This is a genomic window from Mycobacterium sp. NGS35 (assembly GCF_059812855.1).
Genome location: NZ_JCALDL010000010.1, coordinates 149,831 through 167,818 on the forward strand (window position 1 = coordinate 149,831; position 17,988 = coordinate 167,818).

The following is a 17,988-nucleotide window of genomic DNA, read 5'->3' on the forward strand; positions in this document are numbered from 1 at the left end:
CGGGAGGCGCGGTTGAATCGGTCAGCGACACGCTCTTCCCCACGGCCTCGGCTACAGGTACTGCCCCGTGCCGGAGTGGCCGTGGCCACCGGGCTGCTGATGCCCCGGCACACTGATACCCGGCGGCAGCGCACCCTGGCGCATGTGCTCCAGCTGCGCGCGGGCGGCCATCTGCTGGGCGAACAGGGCGGTCTGAATGCCGTGGAACAGCCCTTCCAGCCAGCCGACCAGCTGCGCCTGGGCGATCCGCAGTTCGGCGTCTGACGGGGTGGAGTCCTCGCTGAACGGAAGCGACAACCGCTCCAGCTCCTCGCGCAGCTCAGGCGCAAGCCCGTCCTCGAGTTCGCGGATGCTGGTCGCGTGGATCTCGCGCAGCCGGTTGCGGCTGGCGTCGTCCAGCGGCGCGGCGCGGACCTCCTCGAGCAGCTGCTTGATCATCGTGCCGATCCGCATCACCTTCGCGGGCTGCTCCACCAGATCGGTCACCGACCGCCCGTTGGAGTCATCTCGCGAGCCGTTGTCGTCGTCGCGGCGGCCGTTGATGATCTCGATGTTGTCGTCGTCGGTGCTCGTGCTCACCGTCGTCACCTCTTCTCGTCAGCTTGCGGCCGGAGTCACCCCGTTGGGCCCGCACCGCTCGATGGATCCGGCGCGCTCAGCATCTCCCGACAGTAGTCTCCTGGCTCGCGCGCACTCACCAGTGCGTACCCGGCGACCCGTACCCTAACCTTGGCCGCCACGCCACTCGTAGATGCGGGCGCCGCCGTTGTCGTAAATCTTGGCCCACGAGCGCGACTTGTCCAGTGACGCAAGGCCATCGGGGACGACGAACTCGCGGACCACCGGAGTGCTGGTCAGGACGTAGCGGATGTTGAGGGCGCGCACCGCTTCGGCGACCCGCGGATCGGTGTCCGCGTCGTCGGCGAAGGCCCATACGACGAAGCGGTGGTAGCCGGGGCCCTGCTGCACCGGGTAGTCGTAGTGGGTCCACAGGGGATGCAGCCCGGCCACCGCATACATCCACGCCGTGCCGTCGGTGTTGCCGTCGGCGATCAGCGTGTCGCGGGCGCCGGGCAGCGTCGCCAGGTACGCCATCGCCTCGAGGTCCTTGTGGTCGATCATCACCGAGTCGTACTTCTGGCCGAACAGGTACTCGTGGCGGGGCAAGTAGGCACATCCGTACCCCACGCCGACCGCAAGCACCACCGCCGCGGTGACGCCGTACCAGCCGGCGTCGGTCAGCCGGAGCCGGTGCCCGCCCAGCCGCCGAAGCTGCGCGATCGTCGCCACCCCGACGGTCACCAGCGCGATCCCGGCCCACGGCGCGAGCAGCAGGGTGATCACCGCGAACAGCCGCCGCGGGTCGCTGTAGAACAGGTCGCTGAACTTGCCGAGCACTACGCCCAGCGGTGTGCCGAACGGCGCCGACGAGTACACGATTGCGGCCACCAGCAGCAGCCACACCGCCAGCGGCCACCAGATCTTGCGCACCAGCAGCACTGCTGCGCCCACCGCGGCCAGCGCTATCAGCGCCCACTGGATCGGGAAGTCGTTGAGATGGCGGGTGTGGCCCACGACTGCGTCGAACAGCGCCCGCTTCTTGCCTAGATGGGTGACGAACGCGTGCCCGACGATGATGTCGGCCTGCTTGAGGATCCCGCTGAACTGCGGCAGCAGCAGCAGCGCCGCGGGCACCGCGACGGCCAGCAGTGTCACCAGGTCGAGCACGCGCCCGCGCACCGGACGCCACAGCCCGTCGACCGCCCACCACGCCGCGACGAACAGCGCCGCCACCACGCCTCCGGTGGTGTGCACTGAGAACACGCCAAGCAGCGCCAGCACCGCGACCGGGATCCGGTCGCGGTGCCGCAGCGTGGACACCACCAACACCATCGTCGGCGCGGCCAGGCCGTAGGCGGTGAGGTTGGGCATCGCCGCGGTGTCGAACTCGATGTAGGGCAGCGCGGTGAAGGAGGCCGACATCACGGCCGCCGCGGCGGCACATCCGGCCGTGCGCCACAGCGCGGTGCGGGAGCGCAGAAGCTGCCAGGTCAACACCGCGGCGCTGACCGGGAACAGCCATACCGCCGCCGCCACGGAGCTGACGGTGTAGGCGGTGGTCGGCGCGGCGCCGGTCAGCTGACTCAGCACCGCGGCCAGCGCATGAAACGCCGAGGGGTAGTACAGCTGGGCGTGGGTCTCGACGTTGCGCAGCTCGCCCATGTGCGTCGGCGACGCCTGGCCGGTGTCGAGGATGTAGCGGATCTCGTTGGCGTGCCACACCGCATCCCAGGTGCTCGGCACCGACTGCCAATGGGGCAACCCCACCGCGGCCGCATAGCAGATCAGAGCCACGCCCACGAGCACGCCGCCCGCCACCAGCAGCACGGGCCGGCCGGATGGGGCCAGCGCCTCCGCGTCGCGGTCGCGATAACGGCCCAGCGCCAGCCGCAAGCCCGCGACGATTGCGGTCACCGCCGCCATAGCAAACAAGGCCGTCCAGGCGTTCCACGGCCACCCGATGGCGCCGAACGGAACGATCGCCAGCCCCACGACACCGTAGGTCAGCGCCGGAGCAGTTGCGACCGCGATCGGTACGGGTAGCCGGGCGGCCAAACCGACCACTGTCCCGGGCACTATCAGCAACAACAGCGCTGGTAGCACTCCGAGGGCCAAGCTCACTGGACTAGTATGGCTGGCCAGGTGACCCGGTCCGTCAGCCCTGGATGTGCCCGGGCGCCGCCGGCGACGGGTCGGCTAGTCGAGATCTTCAGACGCTCTGAGGTGGCTCATATGGTGTACGACGTTGCCCGGGTGCGCGGTTTGCATCCGACCTTGGGCGACGGTTGGGTGCACTTCGACGCGCAGCTCGGCATGTTGGTCCCGGACGCCGTCGCCACCACGGTGTCCACCGCCTTCCGCGGCTCTCGACCGGACCCCCGCGGTCCGCACCCGGCGGCGCGCCGCAGCGCGGCCGTGCTGGAAGCCGCCCGCCAGGCCGTCGGCGATTTGGTGAACGCCGATCCGCGCGGGGTGGTGCTCGGCGCGGACCGCGCCGTCTTGCTGCGGGCGCTCGCCGACGCGTCGGCCTCGCGGGCCGGTCTCGGCTACGAAGTGGTGGTAAGCCGGCTCGACGACGAGGCGAACATCGCCCCATGGCTGCGGGCAGCAAATCGCTACGGCGCCAGGGTCAAGTGGGCCGAGGTCGACATCGAGACCGGCGACCTGCCGTCGTGGCAGTGGGAAAGCCTGATCAACAAGGCAACTCGGCTGGTGGCGATCACGTCGGCGTCGTCGACGCTGGGCACGGTCACCGATCTGCGCGTGGTCACCAAGCTCGCGCACGACGTCGGTGCGCTGGTAGTGGTCGACCACTCCGCGGCCGCGCCGTACCGGTTGATGGACATCAACGACGTCGACGCCGACGTGGTGGCGGTCAACGCGGTCGGCTGGGGCGGTCCACCGATCGGTGCGCTGGCATTCCGCGAGCCGTCGATCATGGAGACGTTCGCCTCGATGTCGCTGACACCCAATGCCACCGGGCCGGCCCGATTCGAAACTGGAGTGCACCAGTTCGGGCTGCTGGCCGGAGTGGTCGCCAGCATCGAATACCTTGCGGCCCTTGACGAGTCGGCCAGCGGCACCCGCAGGCAGCGGCTCGCGATGTCGATGCAGTCGGCGGGCTTGTACATGGACCGGGTGTTCGATTACCTGCTGGTCTCCCTGCGGTCGCTGCCCCGGGTGATGGTGCTCGGGCGTCCGGAGGTGCGCATCCCGGTGCTGAGTTTCGCGGTGATGGACGTGCCGGCGGACCGGGTGGTGCAACGGCTGGCCGACAACGGAATCTGCGCGATCGCCAACGCGCCGTCGCGGGTGCTGGATCTGATCGGCGTCAACGACGTCGGGGGCGCTGTGTCGATCGGGCTGGCGCACTACTCGACGACGGCGGAGGTGGATCAGCTGGTCCGCACGCTGGCGTCGCTCGGCTGATCAGCTCGCGGGGCTAATCGCCTACACGCAGAACGACTTTGCCGATCACCTCGCCCTCGGACAGCATCCGGTGAGCCTGCGCGGCCTTCTCGATCGGCAGCACGGCACCGATCACCGGCCGCACGCGCCCGTCGGCGATCATCGGCCAGACGTTGCGGACGACCTCTTCGACGATCGTCCCCTTGCCGGCGGGCCCGTCGACCGGGCGGCTGCGCAAGGCGGTGGCGATCACGCCGGCGCGTTTGGCCAGCAGCTTGCCCAGGTTCAACTCTGCCGTGGTACCGCCCTGCATGCCGATCACCACCAGACGGCCGTCGTTGGCCAGCGCGTCGATGTTGCGGTCGAGGTACTTGGCTCCGATGATGTCGAGGATCACGTCTGCACCGGCGCCATCGGTGGCCTCACGAATCCGCTCGACGAAGTCCTCGTCGCGGTAGTTGATCGTGATGTCGGCGCCGAGTTCGCGCGCGGCGTCGAGTTTCTCCGGCGACCCGGCCGTCACCGCGACGCGAGCGCCCAGCGCCTTGGCCACCTGGATGCCGTGCGTGCCGATGCCGCTGCCACCGCCGTGCAGCAGCACGGTCTGACCGGAGTGCAGTCCCGCCGTCATCACCAAGTTCGACCACACCGTGCCGGCCACCTCGGGCAGACCCGCGGCGGCAATCAGATCGACACCGTCGGGAACCGGCATCAGTTGACGAGCCGGCACCGCCACGTATTCCGCATAGCCGCCACCTGCCAGCAAAGCGCAAACTTCCTGTCCGGGTTCCCATCCGGACACGCCGTCGCCAATTTCGGTTATTACCCCAGAGGCTTCCATCCCCAAAATGTCGCTCGCGCCCGGCGGAGGTGGGTAATGTCCAGCCGCTTGTAGCAAATCAGCACGATTAACTCCCGCGGCCCGCACCCGCAGGACGACCTCACCTTTCCCAGGGTGCACATCAGGTACTTCTTCCCAGGACATGCGGTCGGACGACCGTGCTACAACGGCGCGCATGAGGCAACGGTACTCCCGCACCATTTCGGTGCGCTGGCAACGTCCTCTGCTTTAGGATGAACGCCCATGGAGGTGTTGATCGGGGGGCGCTCGGCCAGCGAGATGCCGGGTTTGGACATTGCCGAGATGAAATCTTGGCAAAACTTCCTGGAGGCGTCGCTGCGATTGTCGGTGATCCTCAATAGGGGGCTTGTCGACGCGCACAAACTGACGCTCAACGACGTGCGGTTGCTGGACTTGCTGAACAACACGCCGTCGGGGTCGGCGCGAATGGGGGATCTGGCCGAGCAGCTGATGTCGCTGCCGAGCCGGGTCACCCGGCAAATCCGACGGCTCGAGGGCCAGGGCCTGGTGCGGCGGGAAGCCAGTCCCGACGACCGCCGGGGGGTGTTGGCCACGATCACCGACGAGGGCCGCGATTCCGTCAACGAGGCGATGGTCACCTACGCCCAGTGCGTGCGAACGCACTTCCTGGGCCAGCTGTCACGACCGCAGGTGGCCGCGCTGGGGGAAAACTGCCGGCGAATCATCGCCGGCGTGAAGCTGAGCGAGCAGCCGCGGCGGGCCGGCCGCGCCTAGGGCGGCGCGCCTGGGGTGGCTACGCTTGTCCGCGGTGGCGTGGCAGAGCGGCCTAATGCACTCGCCTTGAAAGCGAGAGACGGCTAACACCGTCCGGGGGTTCAAATCCCTCCGCCACCGCCGATTTCGCTATTCGCCCGTGAAGTTCGGCGGCCGCTTGGCGAACGTCGCCGAGATGCCTTCGGTCAGGTCCTTCGAGGGCAGAAACGCCGCGTTCCACGCCGCGACGTAGCGCAGGCTTTCCGACACTCGCGAGGTCCGCTGCTGATCCAGCACGTCCTTGATGCCGCGCACCGTCAGCGGCGGGTTCGCCGCAATTTCGGCTGCGGTCGCGTGCGCAGCCGCCAGGCACGCCTGCGCGTCGTCGTAGACGTCGTTGACCAAGCCGATCTTCTCCGCGCGGACAGCGTCAATGTCCTTGCCTGTCAACGCCAATTCACGCAGATGCCCGTCGTTCAGGATCAACGGCAGCCGGGCCAGGCTGCCCACGTCCGCGACGATCGCGAGCTTCACCTCGCGCACCGAGAACTTGGCGTCGGCGCTCGCGTAGCGGATGTCCACCGCCGAGATCAGGTCGACGCCTCCGCCCACACACCACCCGTGCACCGAGGCGATGGTCGGCGTGCGGCAGTCGGCGACGGCGTTGATCGCCTTCTGCATCCGCAGCACCTCGGCGTGGAACTCGGCCCGGGGCCGCGCCGACGCGCCGTCCGCCATGACCGCGGTCAGGCTTCCACCCATCGCGGGCAGGTCCAGGCCGTAGCTGAAATTGCGGCCCGAGCCGGTGATCACGATCGCGCGCACGTCGCGGTCGGCGTCCAGCTTTTCGAACAGCTCCGGCATCTCGGACCAGAACGCCGGACCCATCGCGTTGCCCTTGCCGGGTCCGATCAGCGTCACCCGCGCCACGTGGTCGTCGACGTCGACGGTCACGGATTCGTATGCGTCTGCCATGCCTGCAGGCTATCGGCGGCCGTCGAGACCCCATGTCGGCAGGGGGATACCGCTCTGGCGATGACGGCTACGGTTGGGACTATGCCCTCGGATTACCCCGCCGGCGCAGAGACGCCGCCGATCGACGAATTGAGCAGTGCCGAAGCCGCATTGACGGAGCTGCAGCGAGTGGTGCACGTCATCTCGGCGGACGACCTGGGCAAGCAGACTCCATGCCGCGAGTACGACGTCGCCGCCCTCACCGATCACCTGATGAGCTCGATCACGACGATCGGGGAAGCGGCCGGGGCGCAGCTGCCGCCCCGAGACAGCACCGATTCCGTCGAGCGGCAGATCATCCTCGCGGCGCGGCCGACGTTGGATGCGTGGCGCAGACGCGGCGTCGACGGCACCGTGAAGCTGGGTTCCAACGAGGCGCCGGCCAAGGTGATGGTCGGGGTGCTGTCGATCGAATTCCTTGTCCACGCTTGGGATTACGCGCAAGCCACGGGTCAGACGGTGCAGCCCACGCCCGAACTGGCGGAGTACGTGTACGGCTTGGCGCGCAACATCATCACCCCGCAGGGGTGCGCCACCGTCGGCTTCGACGAGCCGGTCGAGGTAGGTGAGGACGCGTCGGCGTTCGACCGGCTGGTCGCGTTCACGGGTCGGCGCCCGAGCTAGACCCGCTCGGATTGCGCGCCGAGCGTGAGCGCACGGCGAAAACCGGCCGATTTTTTCGCAACCGGCTCACGTTCGGCGACGGGCCGTAACGTCTAGACCCGCTCGAGGTAGAAGTACAGGTGGCGGCCGTCGATCACGGCGCCTTTGCCGTTCATGATGCCCATGACGGCGTTGTCGTCGATCTTCTTGAAGTGATCGTGCACGGGCCGGCCGTCGTAAACCATGCTGGCCGTCACCTCGCCGCGGAACTCCTCCATCCACAGGCTGGCCTCGCCGTTCATCGCCTCGGTGTTGGAGAACTTGTTGCCGTCGGCGTCCAGGCACACCAGCGGCTTAGCGTCGGTGGCGGAGTGAAAGGTCTTGCCGAACCAGTTCAGCCGTTTCATGAAGCCGTTGGCGGGGTGGCCGGTGTCGAACTCCCCGCCCTTCCATTCGCCCAGCATGAACTCGACCGTGGCCGGCTCCAGCGTCGCCCAGAACTCGTCGAGTTCGGCATCAGGGATCTGCCCCGTGCGCTCCTTGAGTTCCGTGAACGTCTTGCGGGCCACGTCATCGGTCACGGTTGTCTCCTATCCAGTGCCGGGCGAAGTCGAGGAAGGCGTCGTTCTCGTGCGGCGCTCCGATGGTCACCCGCACGCCGTCCTGGCCGTAGGGCCGCACGATGAGCCGCGAGTCGGCGGCGGCGGTCACGAACTCGGAGGTGCGCTCGGCCAGCGGCAGCCACACGAAGTTCGCCTGTGACGGCGGCAGCGGGTAGCCCGCCGCAACCAGTGCCGACGCGACCCGCTCCCGTTCGGCCACCACGTCGTCGGTGCGTGCCAGCAACTCGTCGGCGGCGTCCAGCGAGGCGATCGCCGCGGCCTGCGCAATGCTGCTCACGCTGAACGGCACGTACGCCTTGCCCAGCGCAACCACGATGTCCGGGTCTGCGATCGCATAACCCACACGCAGCCCGGCCAGCCCGTAAGCCTTCGAAAAAGTCCGCAGCGCAACGACATTCGGATGGCGGCGCACCAAGTTCAAGGTGTCCGGCTGCATCCCGTCGCGGATGTACTCGACGTAGGCCTCGTCGATCGCGACAAGCACATCGGGCGGCACAGCCTCGACGAACTCGGTCAGCGCAGCAGGCTCGACCACGGTCGAGGTGGGGTTGTTGGGATTGCAGACGAACACCAGCCGCGTCCGGTCGGTAATCGCGTCGGCCATCGCCGTCAAGTCGAAGGTGTCATCGGTCAGCGGCACCTGCACGGGTGTGGCCCCTGCCAGGCGGACTTGCAGCGGGTACACCTCGAAGCTGCGCCAGCCGAACACCACCTCGTCGCCGGCGGCGGCGGTCAGCTGGATCAGCTGCTGGCACAGGCTCACCGAGCCGCAGCCCACCGAGATGTGCTCGGGGGTGAAGCCGACGTGCTCGGCGAGGCGCTCACGCAGTTCGGAATAGCCGTTGTCGGGGTAGCGGTTGATGCTGTCGGTGGCCTTCTCGATCGCCGCGCGGACCGTAGGCAGCGGACCGTGGACTGTCTCGTTACTGGCGATCTTGATGGCGCCCGGCACCGTCTTACCCGGGGTGTAGGCCGGCAGGTCGGCCAGCTCAGGGCGCAGACGGGCGGTCACCCGCCCAGCATAGGTTGCATGGGTTCGCACGTTGCGGCGCTTTGCCTTGCGTGCTGAGCGCTGTGTACGCTGTGCCTTCGGCGGATGCCGTTTCAAGGAGGCGTGCCAGAGCGGCCGAATGGGGCTCACTGCTAATGAGTTGTCCGCCTTAAAGCGGACCGGAGGTTCAAATCCTCTCGCCTCCGCCACAACTGAATAACGAGCGCCCGTAGCTCAACGGATAGAGCATCTGACTACGGATCAGAAGGTTAGGGGTTCGAATCCCTTCGGGCGCGCCCATTGCTTTCGGGCCGCCGCTAATCGCCGGTTTGGCCTCAGTTCACATTCGCACTTTGGGTGACGCGTCCATGATCACGACTTCGTCGGACCATCCTGCGAGTCGATGGCTCCGATGCGGTATGGGTCTTCGGCGGGAGCGTGCGGCGTCCATTTACCCCGGAAATGTCTAGAAAGACCTTCCATCGGCTCAATCACGGAATTTCGCGGATAAAACACACTTTTCCACTCACGTGCTGATTGTTGTGCCCGTGGTTTGTGACCGCGACAAACATCTCGGTGCCGAACATGGGCACCGAAACGGCCACTCCGCCGAGTAGTGATCCGAACGTGCCTTCTCGACATAGTGCGAAAGCGTTGTTGGTCGTCCGGCCGAAGCGGACCTCCCACGAGACTCCGGCATCTGGACTGATGATGCCCAGCTGGATATGCACTTCCCGGGCTCCGGAGACGTTGATGACGGTACTTTCCACCCGACCGCCGGGCGGTAGCGGCGTTGCATTGTTGATCAGGGTGTCGAAAACGACCTGCGGCATGTCCGGAGTGTCGCATACCGCATTGCGCAGCGGACCTTATTTCGCGCTATTTGCACGAATCCTTTAGGGAATGTAGACGGTGCGCGTGCGCAGCTGAATGAAAGGCACCCTGCATGTGAGCGAGCCCCAGATTCTGAAGTTCGACAAATTCGGCGGCTCAGGTATGCGACCGCCCGAGGTTGTGGTCAGGGTTGACCAGATGTTGACCCGGGCGACGACACCGAAGAGGTAGCCGCGTCCCTTCTGGACGACGAAGTCGGTTGAAAGCTGAGCACCGGTGAAAGAGTGCTTATCCGTGCGGACGGCGCTGATGCCCATGCCTGATTGAGTGAACCCGTCCGCCACCAGAATGGCTCGATAGTTCATCAAATCCCAGCCGCCTGGAACCTCCTGCCACATGGCGAGAACTAGCTCGGTAGTCGTGTGCGTGTCGCCCGCGATCTGTTCCAACATCTGCCACCAACGGAACTGACTTGTGCAGTCGACGTCGGGGCGCAAACTCACGACTCCATAGGAAAAGGTCGGTCTGTAGAAGAAACCGATCCGGACTCAGCCTTCGTGAAACGGTCGTTAGGCGACAACAATTGTCTGAACGAGCCCACGTCACCAGTCGCGCTTGATGCAGTGTTGTATGTTTCCGTCTTCCACTGGTAGGCGTACCGATTCTGGCTTGGCGGTTCATCAAATGGCCAGTAGTCCTGATAGTTCGCCGCCGCCGGAATGTACCAGCTGCTCGGCCAACCGAAGTCGATCAGGCGCCAGCGGAACGGAAGCTTCCACAAGTTGTCCCGGACTACACCCGTGTAATCGCGCACCACGGGATCAAGGTGAGCTCGATCCAGTCGACCAGAAGCCAGTATTTCGTCGAACTCGACCGCTTTGTCGTACGCGCGCTGATCGAACGGAGACGGCAATGCAAAGTTCTCGATCGTCGTCCCCGTGATTTTCTCGTCGGCTTCGCTCATGTGGGCCTCTTTCATCTACTCCGGCCGGTGATCAGCCGCCGAAGTGAGTGTGCGCGCTGATATCTGTTGTGGCGCAGGTAGTCGGCTACTCAACTTCTTGATTGCACGTGCCACAACGGCTGCTGCGCGAAGACGGCTGAAACCGTAGGCGCGGTGCCGCCGCGACCCGGCCGTACCATTACCGCGGTGACGACATCGACCTCCTGGCAAGACGCCTTCGAGATCATCAAACGCGGCCACGAGTACCGCGACGTGCCGTTCAAGCTCGCCAGCGGCCAGACCAGCCATCACTACATCGACGGCAAGCACGCCGTCGACACCGGCGCCAGGCTGGCCGTCGTCAGCCGCGCCGTCGTCGACCTGGCCCAGCAGCGCGGAATCGAATTCGATGCAGTGGGTGGCCTCACCATGGGTGCCGACGCGCTTGCCGTCGGCGTCGCGATGGTCACCGGCAAGGCGTGGTTCTCGGTCCGCAAGGAACCCAAGTCTCGTGGCCTCGAACAGTTCATCGAGGGCTTCCGGCTGCGCGACCACCCCGGCACGCGGGTGCTGTTGGTGGAAGACGTCGTCAGCACCGGCGGATCGGTTCGCAAGGCCCACGACAAAGTCATCGAGGCCGGCGCCGCGGTCACCGGTGTGATCCCGATGGTCGACCGCGGCGAGGTCGCTGCCCGCCTCTTCGCCGAGCTGAATGTGCCGTACGTTGCCCTTGTCACGTACAAAGACCTCGGAATCGAGCCCATCACATGACGCCGCCGGTGATTCAGCGCTGGATCGACATGATCGACAACCAGCGCACCGACCAGCTGCACGACCTGCTTGCCGACGATGCGGTGTTCTATTCGCCAGCGGTCTTCACGCCGCAACAAGGCCGCGCCAAGACACTCGCATACCTGCATGCCGCCGCAAAGTTGTTCGGCGCCAACGACTTCCGTTACGTCAACCACTGGTATGGCGACCGCTCGGCCGTGTTGGAGTTCGTCGCCGACATCGACGGCATCCACGTCAACGGCATCGACATGATCCACTGGAACGACGCGGGCAAGATCACCGAAGTCAAGGTGATGCTGCGGCCGCTCAAGGCGCTGCAAGCGGTGATGCCCAAGATGGCCGAGCTGCTGCAGACGTCGTGAGACTGCTGCTGATCTCTGACACTCATGTGCCCAAGCGGGCCCGCGACCTGCCGCGCCCGGTGTGGGACGAAGTCGACGCCGCCGACGTGGTCATCCATGCCGGCGACTGGGTGGACGTAGCACTGCTCGACGCGCTCGAGCATCGCGCCACGAACCTGATCGCCTGCTGGGGCAACAACGACGGACCCGAGCTGCGGGCCCGCCTACCCGATGAAGCCATTGCCACGCTGGACGGCGTGCGCTTCACCGTGGTGCATGAAACCGGTGACGCCAAAGGCCGCGACGTGCGGATGGCACGCCGCTATCCCGGCGTCGACGTGCTGGTGTTCGGTCACAGCCACATCCCCTGGGACAGCACCGCGCCGACGGGACTGCGACTGCTCAACCCTGGGTCGCCCACCGACCGGCGCCGCCAGCCGTACTGCACCTACATGACTGCGACCGTGCAGGACGGTCTGCTCAGTCAGGTTGTCCTGCACCGGCTTTGACTGCCGGTCGGCGCTGCCACGGCCACGCACCCGTCATCTCCAACTGCAGCGAGAAGCTCAGGAACGTCCGAATCAGCACGATGCCGCCGAGCACCGCGACGCTCTGCGGTGTCGGTGTGATGGCCACCGTGCGGATGATGTCGGCAGCCACCAGGAATTCGAGGCCGAGCAGAATCGAGCGCCCGAGTTGGCGGCGAAACGATTCGTAGCGGCTGCCGTCGCCAATACGCCGCGTCAACGTCAGCGCCGCCGCGGCCAGCGCACCACCGACGATCACCGCAACGCCGGTCGCGTCGATCACCTTGCCGACGGTCTCGATGACCTCCACGAACGTCACCGCTGCATGGTAACGCGCTGATAATCAGCCGAATTCGATGTGCAGGGCGAGTCGTGGTGGCACTGTCGGGGCCATGACCACCAAGCCGCCCACCCCGACGATCGAACGCGCGCACAAGGATCACCTCGGCTCACTGCCATTGGACGACACCACCGATTTCGACGACGCAGATCGCGGGCTCATCGCGACGCTGCAACCGTGTGTGATCACGGCGGCCGACGGGAGGGTGGTGTGGGACAACGACGCCTACGCCTTCCTCACCGGCGACGCCCCCACGTCGGTACATCCCAGCTTGTGGCGCCAGTCGAAGCTGACCGCCAAGCAAGGCCTGTACGAAGTGGTCGACGGCATCTATCAAGTGCGCGGCTTCGACATCTCGAACATCACGTTCGTCGAAACCGACAACGGCGTCATTGTCATCGACCCGCTGATTTCGACCGAGGTCGCCGCGGCGGCGATGAGCCTGTACCGCGAACACCGCGGCGGCGACCGGCCGGTCGTGGCGGTCATCTACACCCACAGCCACGGCGACCATTTCGGCGGCGTGCTGGGCGTCACCAACCAACAAGACGTCGACGCCGGGAAAGTCAGTGTCCTTGCGCCCGAAGGGTTTACCGAGCACGCGGTGCAAGAGAACATCTACGCCGGCACCGCCATGACCCGGCGCGCCACCTACATGTACGGCACACTGCTGGCGCGGGGTGCGCAGGGTCAGGTGGGAACGGGTCTTGGGCAGAACACTTCCACCGGTGAGGTCGCGTTGATCGTGCCGACCGTTGTCATCACCGAAACGGGTGAGAAGCACACCATCGACGGTGTCGAAATCGAATTCCAGATGGCGCCGGGCACCGAGGCGCCTGCCGAAATGCACTTCTACTTCCCTCGCTACCGCGCCTTGTGTATCGCCGAGAACGCCACGCACAACTTGCACAATCTGTTGACGCTGCGGGGCGCACTGGTGCGCGACCCGCACGTGTGGTCGGGGTATCTGACCGAAGCGATCGACCGCTACGCCGATGACGCCGAGGTCGTGTTCGCCTCCCATCACTGGCCCACCTGGGGCCGTGGCCGCGTCGTCCAGTTCTTGTCGACGCAGCGCGACATGTACGCCTACCTGCACGACCAGACGCTGCGGCTGCTGAATCAGGGATACACCGGCGCTGAGATCGCCGAACAGTTTCAGTTGCCGCCGGCGCTTGACACCGCGTGGCACGTCCGCGGCTACTACGGCTCGGTGAGCCATAACGTCAAGGCGATCTATCAGCGGTACATGGGCTGGTTCGACGGAAATCCGGCCCGGTTGTGGCCGCACCCACCCGAAGAACTGGCAAGAAGGTACGTCGCGGCCATCGGCGGCGTCGACCAGGTCGTGGAGATTGCACGAAAGGCGTTCGACGACGGTGACTTTCGCTGGGCCGCAACGTTACTCGACCATGCCGTCTTCACCGAGCCGGACCACCAGAACGCACGCCAGCTCTACGCGGACACCCTCGAGCAGCTCGCTTACGGCGCCGAGAACGCGACCTGGCGCAACTTCTTCCTCTCCGGTGCGACAGAACTGCGTCAGGGCAACTTCGGCACGGCAACCCAGCTCGCGTCGCCGACAATGCTTGCCCAACTCACGCCGGAGCAGATGTTCGACATCTTGGCGATCAGCGTCAACGGCCCGCGCGCATGGACGCTCGACCTGACCTTCGACGTGACGTTCGCCGATCTGGATGTCAACTACCGCGTCACGCTGCACAACGGTGTCCTGGTGTACCGCAAGCGACCGGGGGACCGGTCCACCGCCGACGCGACCGTGCGGTTGGATGACAAGATGCGTCTGTTGACCTACGCGGCAGGCGACCGGACGTCGCCCGGCATCGACGTCAGCGGGGACAGTGACGCGCTGGCCTCCCTGGCCGGTGTCCTGGACAAGCCGAATCCCAACTTCGACATCGTCACGCCGTAACGATGCGCCAGACCAAGGAGAGCTTCCGTCATGGATCAGCAGAACGACCCGCCTGCCACGCCGAAGGACGCCCGGAAAGCGACGGAGAGCCAACGGGAGTGGCAGGCGCAGCACGATCAGCAGGGCACAGACCCGGACGCACCGGGATTGCACGAAAGCCGCGATCAGATCGCTGACGAAAACTAGCGACCGGATGCGCCGTCTCGCAACGGCCGCTCATGCTGTGCTTGCCATCGCACTTGTCGTGCTGTTGGTCGCGTGCAGCGAAAGCCCGCAGCCGCCGCGGCAGCCCGGGCGCGGGCCTTGTGCGGTGAGCAAGCAGACCGACGTGCCGGCACGCATGCGCGACGGCACGATCCTGCGCGCCGACGTCTACCGGCCCAGGACCGCAGACTCTGTGCCGGTGATCCTGATGCGCACCCAGTACGGCAAGTCCGGCGCGCAGACCAGCCCGTCACGCTACGAGCCGCCGGACTGGTTCGCGTCGCACTGCTATCTCGTTGCGGTGCAGGACGTTCGCGGGCAAGGCTCCTCAGAGGGCACGTTCAGTGAGTTCGGGCCCGACATGGCCGACGGCTACGACTCTGTGGAATGGGCAGCCGCGCTGCCCGGCGCCGACGGCAAGGTCGCGATGTACGGGTCGTCGTATGTCGGTGCGACGCAGTGGCTCGCAGCCGTCACCGCCCCGCCGCATCTGGTGACGATCGTGCCGGCCAACACCGCAGCGGATTACTACGACGGCTGGATGTACGAAGGTGGCGAATTCCGGCTCGGGTTCGTGCTGCCGTGGGCGATGACGTCGATCGCGACCACCGCGGCGGACAATCGCCATGACTCGGCCACGGCCGCCGAGTTGAGGGCGGCAGCGGGGGAGGTGACGCGGTGGCTGAGCTTCCGGCCGTACAAGGACTTACCCGTGTTGCACCCGGGCGACCCCGCCGTTGCACCGTGGTACTTCGACTGGATCCGGCACTCGACCCGCGACGACTACTGGACGCGCTCGAGCATCCGGGATCGCTACGCGGCAGTCAAGGTTCCCGTGCTCGATGTCGAGGGCTGGTACGACGCATTTCTGTCCGGAGGACTGGACAACTTCACCGGCATGGTCGCCCACGGCGCCACACCTCACGCGCGCAGCAACCAGCGGTTGGTGATCGGCCCGTGGGATCATCTGGATTGGGGGCGCACCGATTCACCGGCGCCGGCGTTGCTGAAAGACATTGGCGCCGTGAGCAACAGCCCTATCAACGAACTGATGTTGGCGTGGTTCGACCACTTCCTCAAGGGCGTCGACAACGGGGTGGCAGGCAGCCCGAGAGTGGACTACTTCCTGATGGGAGCCAACCGCTGGAAGTCGGCGCCAGGATGGCCGCTTCCGCAGACGCGCTGGACACGTTACTACCTGTCCGGCCACGGCGAATTCGCCGAGCGCACAGGCAAATTGGGCACCGAAGTGCCCGCAGCCGCGGAGCAGGCCGACATTTACACCTACGATCCAGCGGTCCCGGCGCCCAGCCTCGGCGGGCATTCGTGCTGCGATGCCCGCAAGTCTCAGCAAGGTCCGTACGATCAGACTCCGGTCGAGCAGCGGTCCGACGTCCTCGTGTACGACAGCGCACCGTTGACCGCCGACACCGAAGTCACCGGCCCGATCGACGTGCACCTGTGGGCGGTGTCGACGGCAACCGACACCGACTTCACCGCGAAAGTGACCGTCGTCAAGCCCGACGGGCAAGTGATCAATCTCAACAACGGCATCCTCCGCGCCGCATTCCGTGACTCGCTGGCCGCTCCACAGCCGATCACACCCGGCCAGCCGTATGAGTACACGATCGCGGTGTGGCCCACGAGTTATCTGTTCCGTGCCGGCGATCGGATCGGTCTCGAGGTTTCCAGCAGCGATTACCCGCAGTTCGCGCCAAACCCCAACACCGGCAAGCCTTTCGGGCAGGACACCGACATGCGGACGGCAACGCAGACGATCCTGCATGACGCTGCGCATCCGTCCTATGTGGTCCTGCCCGTCATCCCAGGTAGCGAGCAAGGCGCAGGTTCGTTCCCGATGCCCGCCCCACATTGAACGCAGCGTCGCGGTGTTACGGGATGCCGCCGTCCACCCGCACGATCGAGCCGGTGGTGAAGCTCGACGCGTCGGACATCAAATACAAAGCAGCACCGATGATTTCGTGTGGCTGCCCGGCGCGCTGCAGCGACAGGTGCGCGAATGGGTTCCCGGTCGCCTCATCCAGGTTCCACGCCTTACTGATGTCGGTCAGAAACGGCCCGGGCATCAACGTGTTCACCCGTACTACGGGCGCAAACGCTTTGGCCAGCGCCTCGGTCACGGCGTTCAGCCCGGCCTTCGACGCCGCATAGGGGACGATGTCTGGGCCCGGCCGCACCGATCCCACCGTGCTGACGTTGACGATCGAACCACGCCCGGCGGCGACCATGCGTTCGCCGATGAGCGCCGACAAGCGAAATGGCCCTTTGAGATTCAGGTTCATCACCGCGTCGAACAGCTTTTCCGTCACCGATGTCAGCGACTCGTACAGCGGGGACATACCGGCGTTGTTCACCAACACGTCGACCCTGCCGAACCGCTCGTACACCGCGTCGACCAGCCCGTCGAGTTGACCCCACCGCCCCACGTGCACGGCGTAGGGCATCGCTGCCCGGCCGGTCTCCTGGGTGATTTCGGCGGCGGTGGCTTGGCAGCTGTCGAAGTTGCGGCTGGCGACCACTACGTCGGCGCCGCAGCGCGCCGCCGCGAACGCCATCTCGCGGCCCAACCCCCGGCTGCCACCGGTGACCAGCACCACACGGTCGGTGAGGTCGAACAGGTCGTCGGCATACCCGGGCACGCCCTCTATGGTGGCACGCGTGCAATTGCTGTTGATCCGGCATGCGCTGCCCCTTCGCAGCGAGCCGGGTGAGGGCGCGGATCCCGAACTCTCCGATGTCGGTGTGGAACAGGCGCGCCGGCTGCCGAAAGCGCTGAGCCGCCACCCGATCACGCGGGTGCTCAGCAGCCCCCAACGGCGGGCGGTGCAGACCGCCGCGCCCGTCGCCGACGCGCTCGGCCTGGACGTCGAGATCGACGACCGCCTCGCCGAATATGACCGCGACATGGCACATTACGTCCCGATCGAGCAGATCCGCGAAGAGTTCCCCGAGGAGTGGCAGCGGCTGGCCAGCGGGCATCTGCCCAGCGGCGTCGACGAAGAAGCGTTCGTCAAGCGAGTGGTCGCCGCGATAGACCACGTCGTCGCCCACGCCGACCACGACGACACCGTGGCGTTGTTCAGCCATGGCGGGGTGATCAACGTGATCCTGCACCACATCCTCGGCACGCAACCCCTCCTGCTCTTTCCCATCGACTACGCCTCCGTCACGCGGCTGCGCTACTCCCGTCGAGGTGACTTCACCGTCGCCGAAGTCAACTGCACCGAGCACGTGTGGGACCTGCTGCCACGCAACTCTCGCTGACCCGATATACACA

General features: G+C 66.1%; 21 protein-coding genes and 3 tRNA genes. 13 read left to right on the forward strand and 11 right to left on the reverse strand.

The window, feature by feature from the left end; genetic code table 11:
- Nucleotides 1-51 precede the first annotated feature (51 nt).
- Together AC5Y4C_RS16660 and AC5Y4C_RS16665 are read right to left on the reverse strand one after the other, a co-directional pair.
- Nucleotides 52-588: a bacterial proteasome activator family protein gene (locus tag AC5Y4C_RS16660; protein ID WP_499910845.1), complete on the reverse strand. Its 537-nt coding sequence runs from the start codon at nucleotides 586-588 to the stop codon at nucleotides 52-54.
- Nucleotides 589-723: 135 nt separating this feature from the next.
- Nucleotides 724-2,682, reverse strand: a complete 1,959-nt coding sequence (locus AC5Y4C_RS16665) for a DUF6541 family protein (RefSeq protein ID WP_499964777.1) — start codon at nucleotides 2,680-2,682, stop codon at nucleotides 724-726.
- Between the two features lie 111 nt (nucleotides 2,683-2,793).
- On the opposite strand from AC5Y4C_RS16665, the gene AC5Y4C_RS16670 reads away from it, so the two are divergent.
- Nucleotides 2,794-3,990: a cysteine desulfurase-like protein gene (locus AC5Y4C_RS16670; protein ID WP_499910839.1), complete on the forward strand. Its 1,197-nt coding sequence runs from the start codon at nucleotides 2,794-2,796 to the stop codon at nucleotides 3,988-3,990.
- Between the two features lie 13 nt (nucleotides 3,991-4,003).
- Here AC5Y4C_RS16670 and AC5Y4C_RS16675 read toward each other — a convergent pair whose 3' ends face one another.
- A complete protein-coding gene (locus tag AC5Y4C_RS16675) occupies nucleotides 4,004-4,987 on the reverse strand; it encodes an NAD(P)H-quinone oxidoreductase (RefSeq protein WP_499910836.1) in 984 nt (327 codons plus the stop codon).
- Nucleotides 4,988-5,053: 66 nt separating this feature from the next.
- Between AC5Y4C_RS16675 and AC5Y4C_RS16680 the strand changes: the two genes are divergently transcribed.
- Both AC5Y4C_RS16680 and AC5Y4C_RS16685 read left to right on the forward strand, forming a co-directional pair.
- On the forward strand, nucleotides 5,054-5,566 hold the full coding sequence (locus AC5Y4C_RS16680; protein WP_499910834.1) for a MarR family winged helix-turn-helix transcriptional regulator: 513 nt from the start codon (nucleotides 5,054-5,056) through the stop codon (nucleotides 5,564-5,566).
- Between the two features lie 33 nt (nucleotides 5,567-5,599).
- A tRNA-Ser gene (locus AC5Y4C_RS16685) sits at nucleotides 5,600-5,686 on the forward strand.
- 9 nt (nucleotides 5,687-5,695) lie between these two features.
- Here the strand turns inward: AC5Y4C_RS16685 and AC5Y4C_RS16690 are convergent.
- The gene (locus tag AC5Y4C_RS16690; RefSeq protein ID WP_499951987.1) at nucleotides 5,696-6,520 is read right to left on the reverse strand and encodes a crotonase/enoyl-CoA hydratase family protein; all 825 of its coding nucleotides are present in this window, start codon (nucleotides 6,518-6,520) and stop codon (nucleotides 5,696-5,698) included.
- A gap of 81 nt (nucleotides 6,521-6,601) precedes the next feature.
- On the opposite strand from AC5Y4C_RS16690, the gene AC5Y4C_RS16695 reads away from it, so the two are divergent.
- Complete coding sequence (locus AC5Y4C_RS16695) at nucleotides 6,602-7,183, forward strand: TIGR03086 family metal-binding protein (RefSeq protein ID WP_499951986.1); 582 nt, start codon at nucleotides 6,602-6,604, stop codon at nucleotides 7,181-7,183.
- Between the two features lie 92 nt (nucleotides 7,184-7,275).
- Here the strand turns inward: AC5Y4C_RS16695 and AC5Y4C_RS16700 are convergent, their stop codons facing one another.
- Complete coding sequence (locus AC5Y4C_RS16700; protein WP_499910828.1) at nucleotides 7,276-7,743, reverse strand: DUF4334 domain-containing protein; 468 nt, start codon at nucleotides 7,741-7,743, stop codon at nucleotides 7,276-7,278.
- Entirely contained in the window at nucleotides 7,733-8,797 is a 1,065-nt protein-coding gene (gene hisC / locus AC5Y4C_RS16705; RefSeq protein ID WP_499910827.1) for a histidinol-phosphate transaminase, read from the reverse strand. The genes AC5Y4C_RS16700 and hisC overlap by 11 nt, the downstream gene beginning before the upstream one ends.
- Nucleotides 8,798-8,893: 96 nt before the next feature.
- Between hisC and AC5Y4C_RS16710 the strand changes: the two genes are divergently transcribed.
- Both AC5Y4C_RS16710 and AC5Y4C_RS16715 read left to right on the forward strand, forming a co-directional pair.
- Nucleotides 8,894-8,985: transfer RNA gene (locus AC5Y4C_RS16710), tRNA-Ser, on the forward strand.
- A gap of 14 nt (nucleotides 8,986-8,999) precedes the next feature.
- A tRNA-Arg gene (locus tag AC5Y4C_RS16715) sits at nucleotides 9,000-9,072 on the forward strand.
- A 195-nt stretch (nucleotides 9,073-9,267) separates the two neighbouring features.
- Here AC5Y4C_RS16715 and AC5Y4C_RS16720 read toward each other — a convergent pair.
- The 3 genes from AC5Y4C_RS16720 to AC5Y4C_RS16730 form a co-directional block, all read right to left on the reverse strand.
- Nucleotides 9,268-9,609, reverse strand: a complete 342-nt coding sequence (locus AC5Y4C_RS16720) for a hypothetical protein (RefSeq protein WP_499964775.1) — start codon at nucleotides 9,607-9,609, stop codon at nucleotides 9,268-9,270.
- 63 nt (nucleotides 9,610-9,672) lie between these two features.
- Complete coding sequence (locus tag AC5Y4C_RS16725; protein ID WP_499964773.1) at nucleotides 9,673-10,113, reverse strand: hypothetical protein; 441 nt, start codon at nucleotides 10,111-10,113, stop codon at nucleotides 9,673-9,675.
- On the reverse strand, nucleotides 10,110-10,574 hold the full coding sequence (locus tag AC5Y4C_RS16730; RefSeq protein WP_499964771.1) for a hypothetical protein: 465 nt from the start codon (nucleotides 10,572-10,574) through the stop codon (nucleotides 10,110-10,112). The genes AC5Y4C_RS16725 and AC5Y4C_RS16730 overlap by 4 nt, the downstream gene beginning before the upstream one ends.
- Nucleotides 10,575-10,760: 186 nt before the next feature.
- Between AC5Y4C_RS16730 and pyrE the strand changes: the two genes are divergently transcribed.
- From pyrE to AC5Y4C_RS16745, 3 genes are read left to right on the forward strand one after another with little or no spacing between them, the layout of a single operon-like run.
- A complete protein-coding gene (gene pyrE, locus AC5Y4C_RS16735; protein ID WP_499964769.1) occupies nucleotides 10,761-11,324 on the forward strand; it encodes an orotate phosphoribosyltransferase in 564 nt (187 codons plus the stop codon).
- On the forward strand, nucleotides 11,321-11,707 hold the full coding sequence (locus AC5Y4C_RS16740) for a nuclear transport factor 2 family protein (RefSeq protein WP_499951980.1): 387 nt from the start codon (nucleotides 11,321-11,323) through the stop codon (nucleotides 11,705-11,707). The genes pyrE and AC5Y4C_RS16740 overlap by 4 nt, the downstream gene beginning before the upstream one ends.
- Nucleotides 11,704-12,195: a metallophosphoesterase family protein gene (locus AC5Y4C_RS16745; RefSeq protein ID WP_499951979.1), complete on the forward strand. Its 492-nt coding sequence runs from the start codon at nucleotides 11,704-11,706 to the stop codon at nucleotides 12,193-12,195. Before AC5Y4C_RS16740 ends, AC5Y4C_RS16745 begins: the two co-directional genes overlap by 4 nt.
- Here AC5Y4C_RS16745 and AC5Y4C_RS16750 read toward each other — a convergent pair.
- Nucleotides 12,167-12,532 carry a DUF1622 domain-containing protein gene (locus tag AC5Y4C_RS16750; RefSeq protein WP_499951977.1) on the reverse strand — a complete coding sequence of 122 codons (366 nt, stop codon included), beginning with the start codon at nucleotides 12,530-12,532 and terminating at the stop codon, nucleotides 12,167-12,169. The genes AC5Y4C_RS16745 and AC5Y4C_RS16750 overlap by 29 nt on opposite strands.
- A 73-nt stretch (nucleotides 12,533-12,605) precedes the next feature.
- Here AC5Y4C_RS16750 and AC5Y4C_RS16755 point away from each other — a divergent pair, with 73 nt between their 5' ends.
- From AC5Y4C_RS16755 to AC5Y4C_RS16765, 3 genes are read left to right on the forward strand one after another with little or no spacing between them, the layout of a single operon-like run.
- Nucleotides 12,606-14,486: an alkyl/aryl-sulfatase gene (locus AC5Y4C_RS16755; RefSeq protein ID WP_499964766.1), complete on the forward strand. Its 1,881-nt coding sequence runs from the start codon at nucleotides 12,606-12,608 to the stop codon at nucleotides 14,484-14,486.
- A gap of 30 nt (nucleotides 14,487-14,516) precedes the next feature.
- The gene (locus AC5Y4C_RS16760) at nucleotides 14,517-14,672 is read left to right on the forward strand and encodes a hypothetical protein (RefSeq protein WP_499910811.1); all 156 of its coding nucleotides are present in this window, start codon (nucleotides 14,517-14,519) and stop codon (nucleotides 14,670-14,672) included.
- A gap of 37 nt (nucleotides 14,673-14,709) precedes the next feature.
- Nucleotides 14,710-16,566: a CocE/NonD family hydrolase gene (locus AC5Y4C_RS16765; protein WP_499964828.1), complete on the forward strand. Its 1,857-nt coding sequence runs from the start codon at nucleotides 14,710-14,712 to the stop codon at nucleotides 16,564-16,566.
- A 16-nt stretch (nucleotides 16,567-16,582) separates the two neighbouring features.
- Here AC5Y4C_RS16765 and AC5Y4C_RS16770 read toward each other — a convergent pair whose 3' ends face one another.
- Nucleotides 16,583-17,350, reverse strand: a complete 768-nt coding sequence (locus AC5Y4C_RS16770) for an SDR family NAD(P)-dependent oxidoreductase (RefSeq protein ID WP_499964764.1) — start codon at nucleotides 17,348-17,350, stop codon at nucleotides 16,583-16,585.
- A gap of 19 nt (nucleotides 17,351-17,369) precedes the next feature.
- Here AC5Y4C_RS16770 and AC5Y4C_RS16775 point away from each other — a divergent pair, with 19 nt between their 5' ends.
- Nucleotides 17,370-17,975 (forward strand): histidine phosphatase family protein, encoded by a 606-nt coding sequence (locus tag AC5Y4C_RS16775; RefSeq protein ID WP_499910807.1) that lies wholly within the window; start codon nucleotides 17,370-17,372, stop codon nucleotides 17,973-17,975.
- Nucleotides 17,976-17,988: the final 13 nt, after the last annotated feature.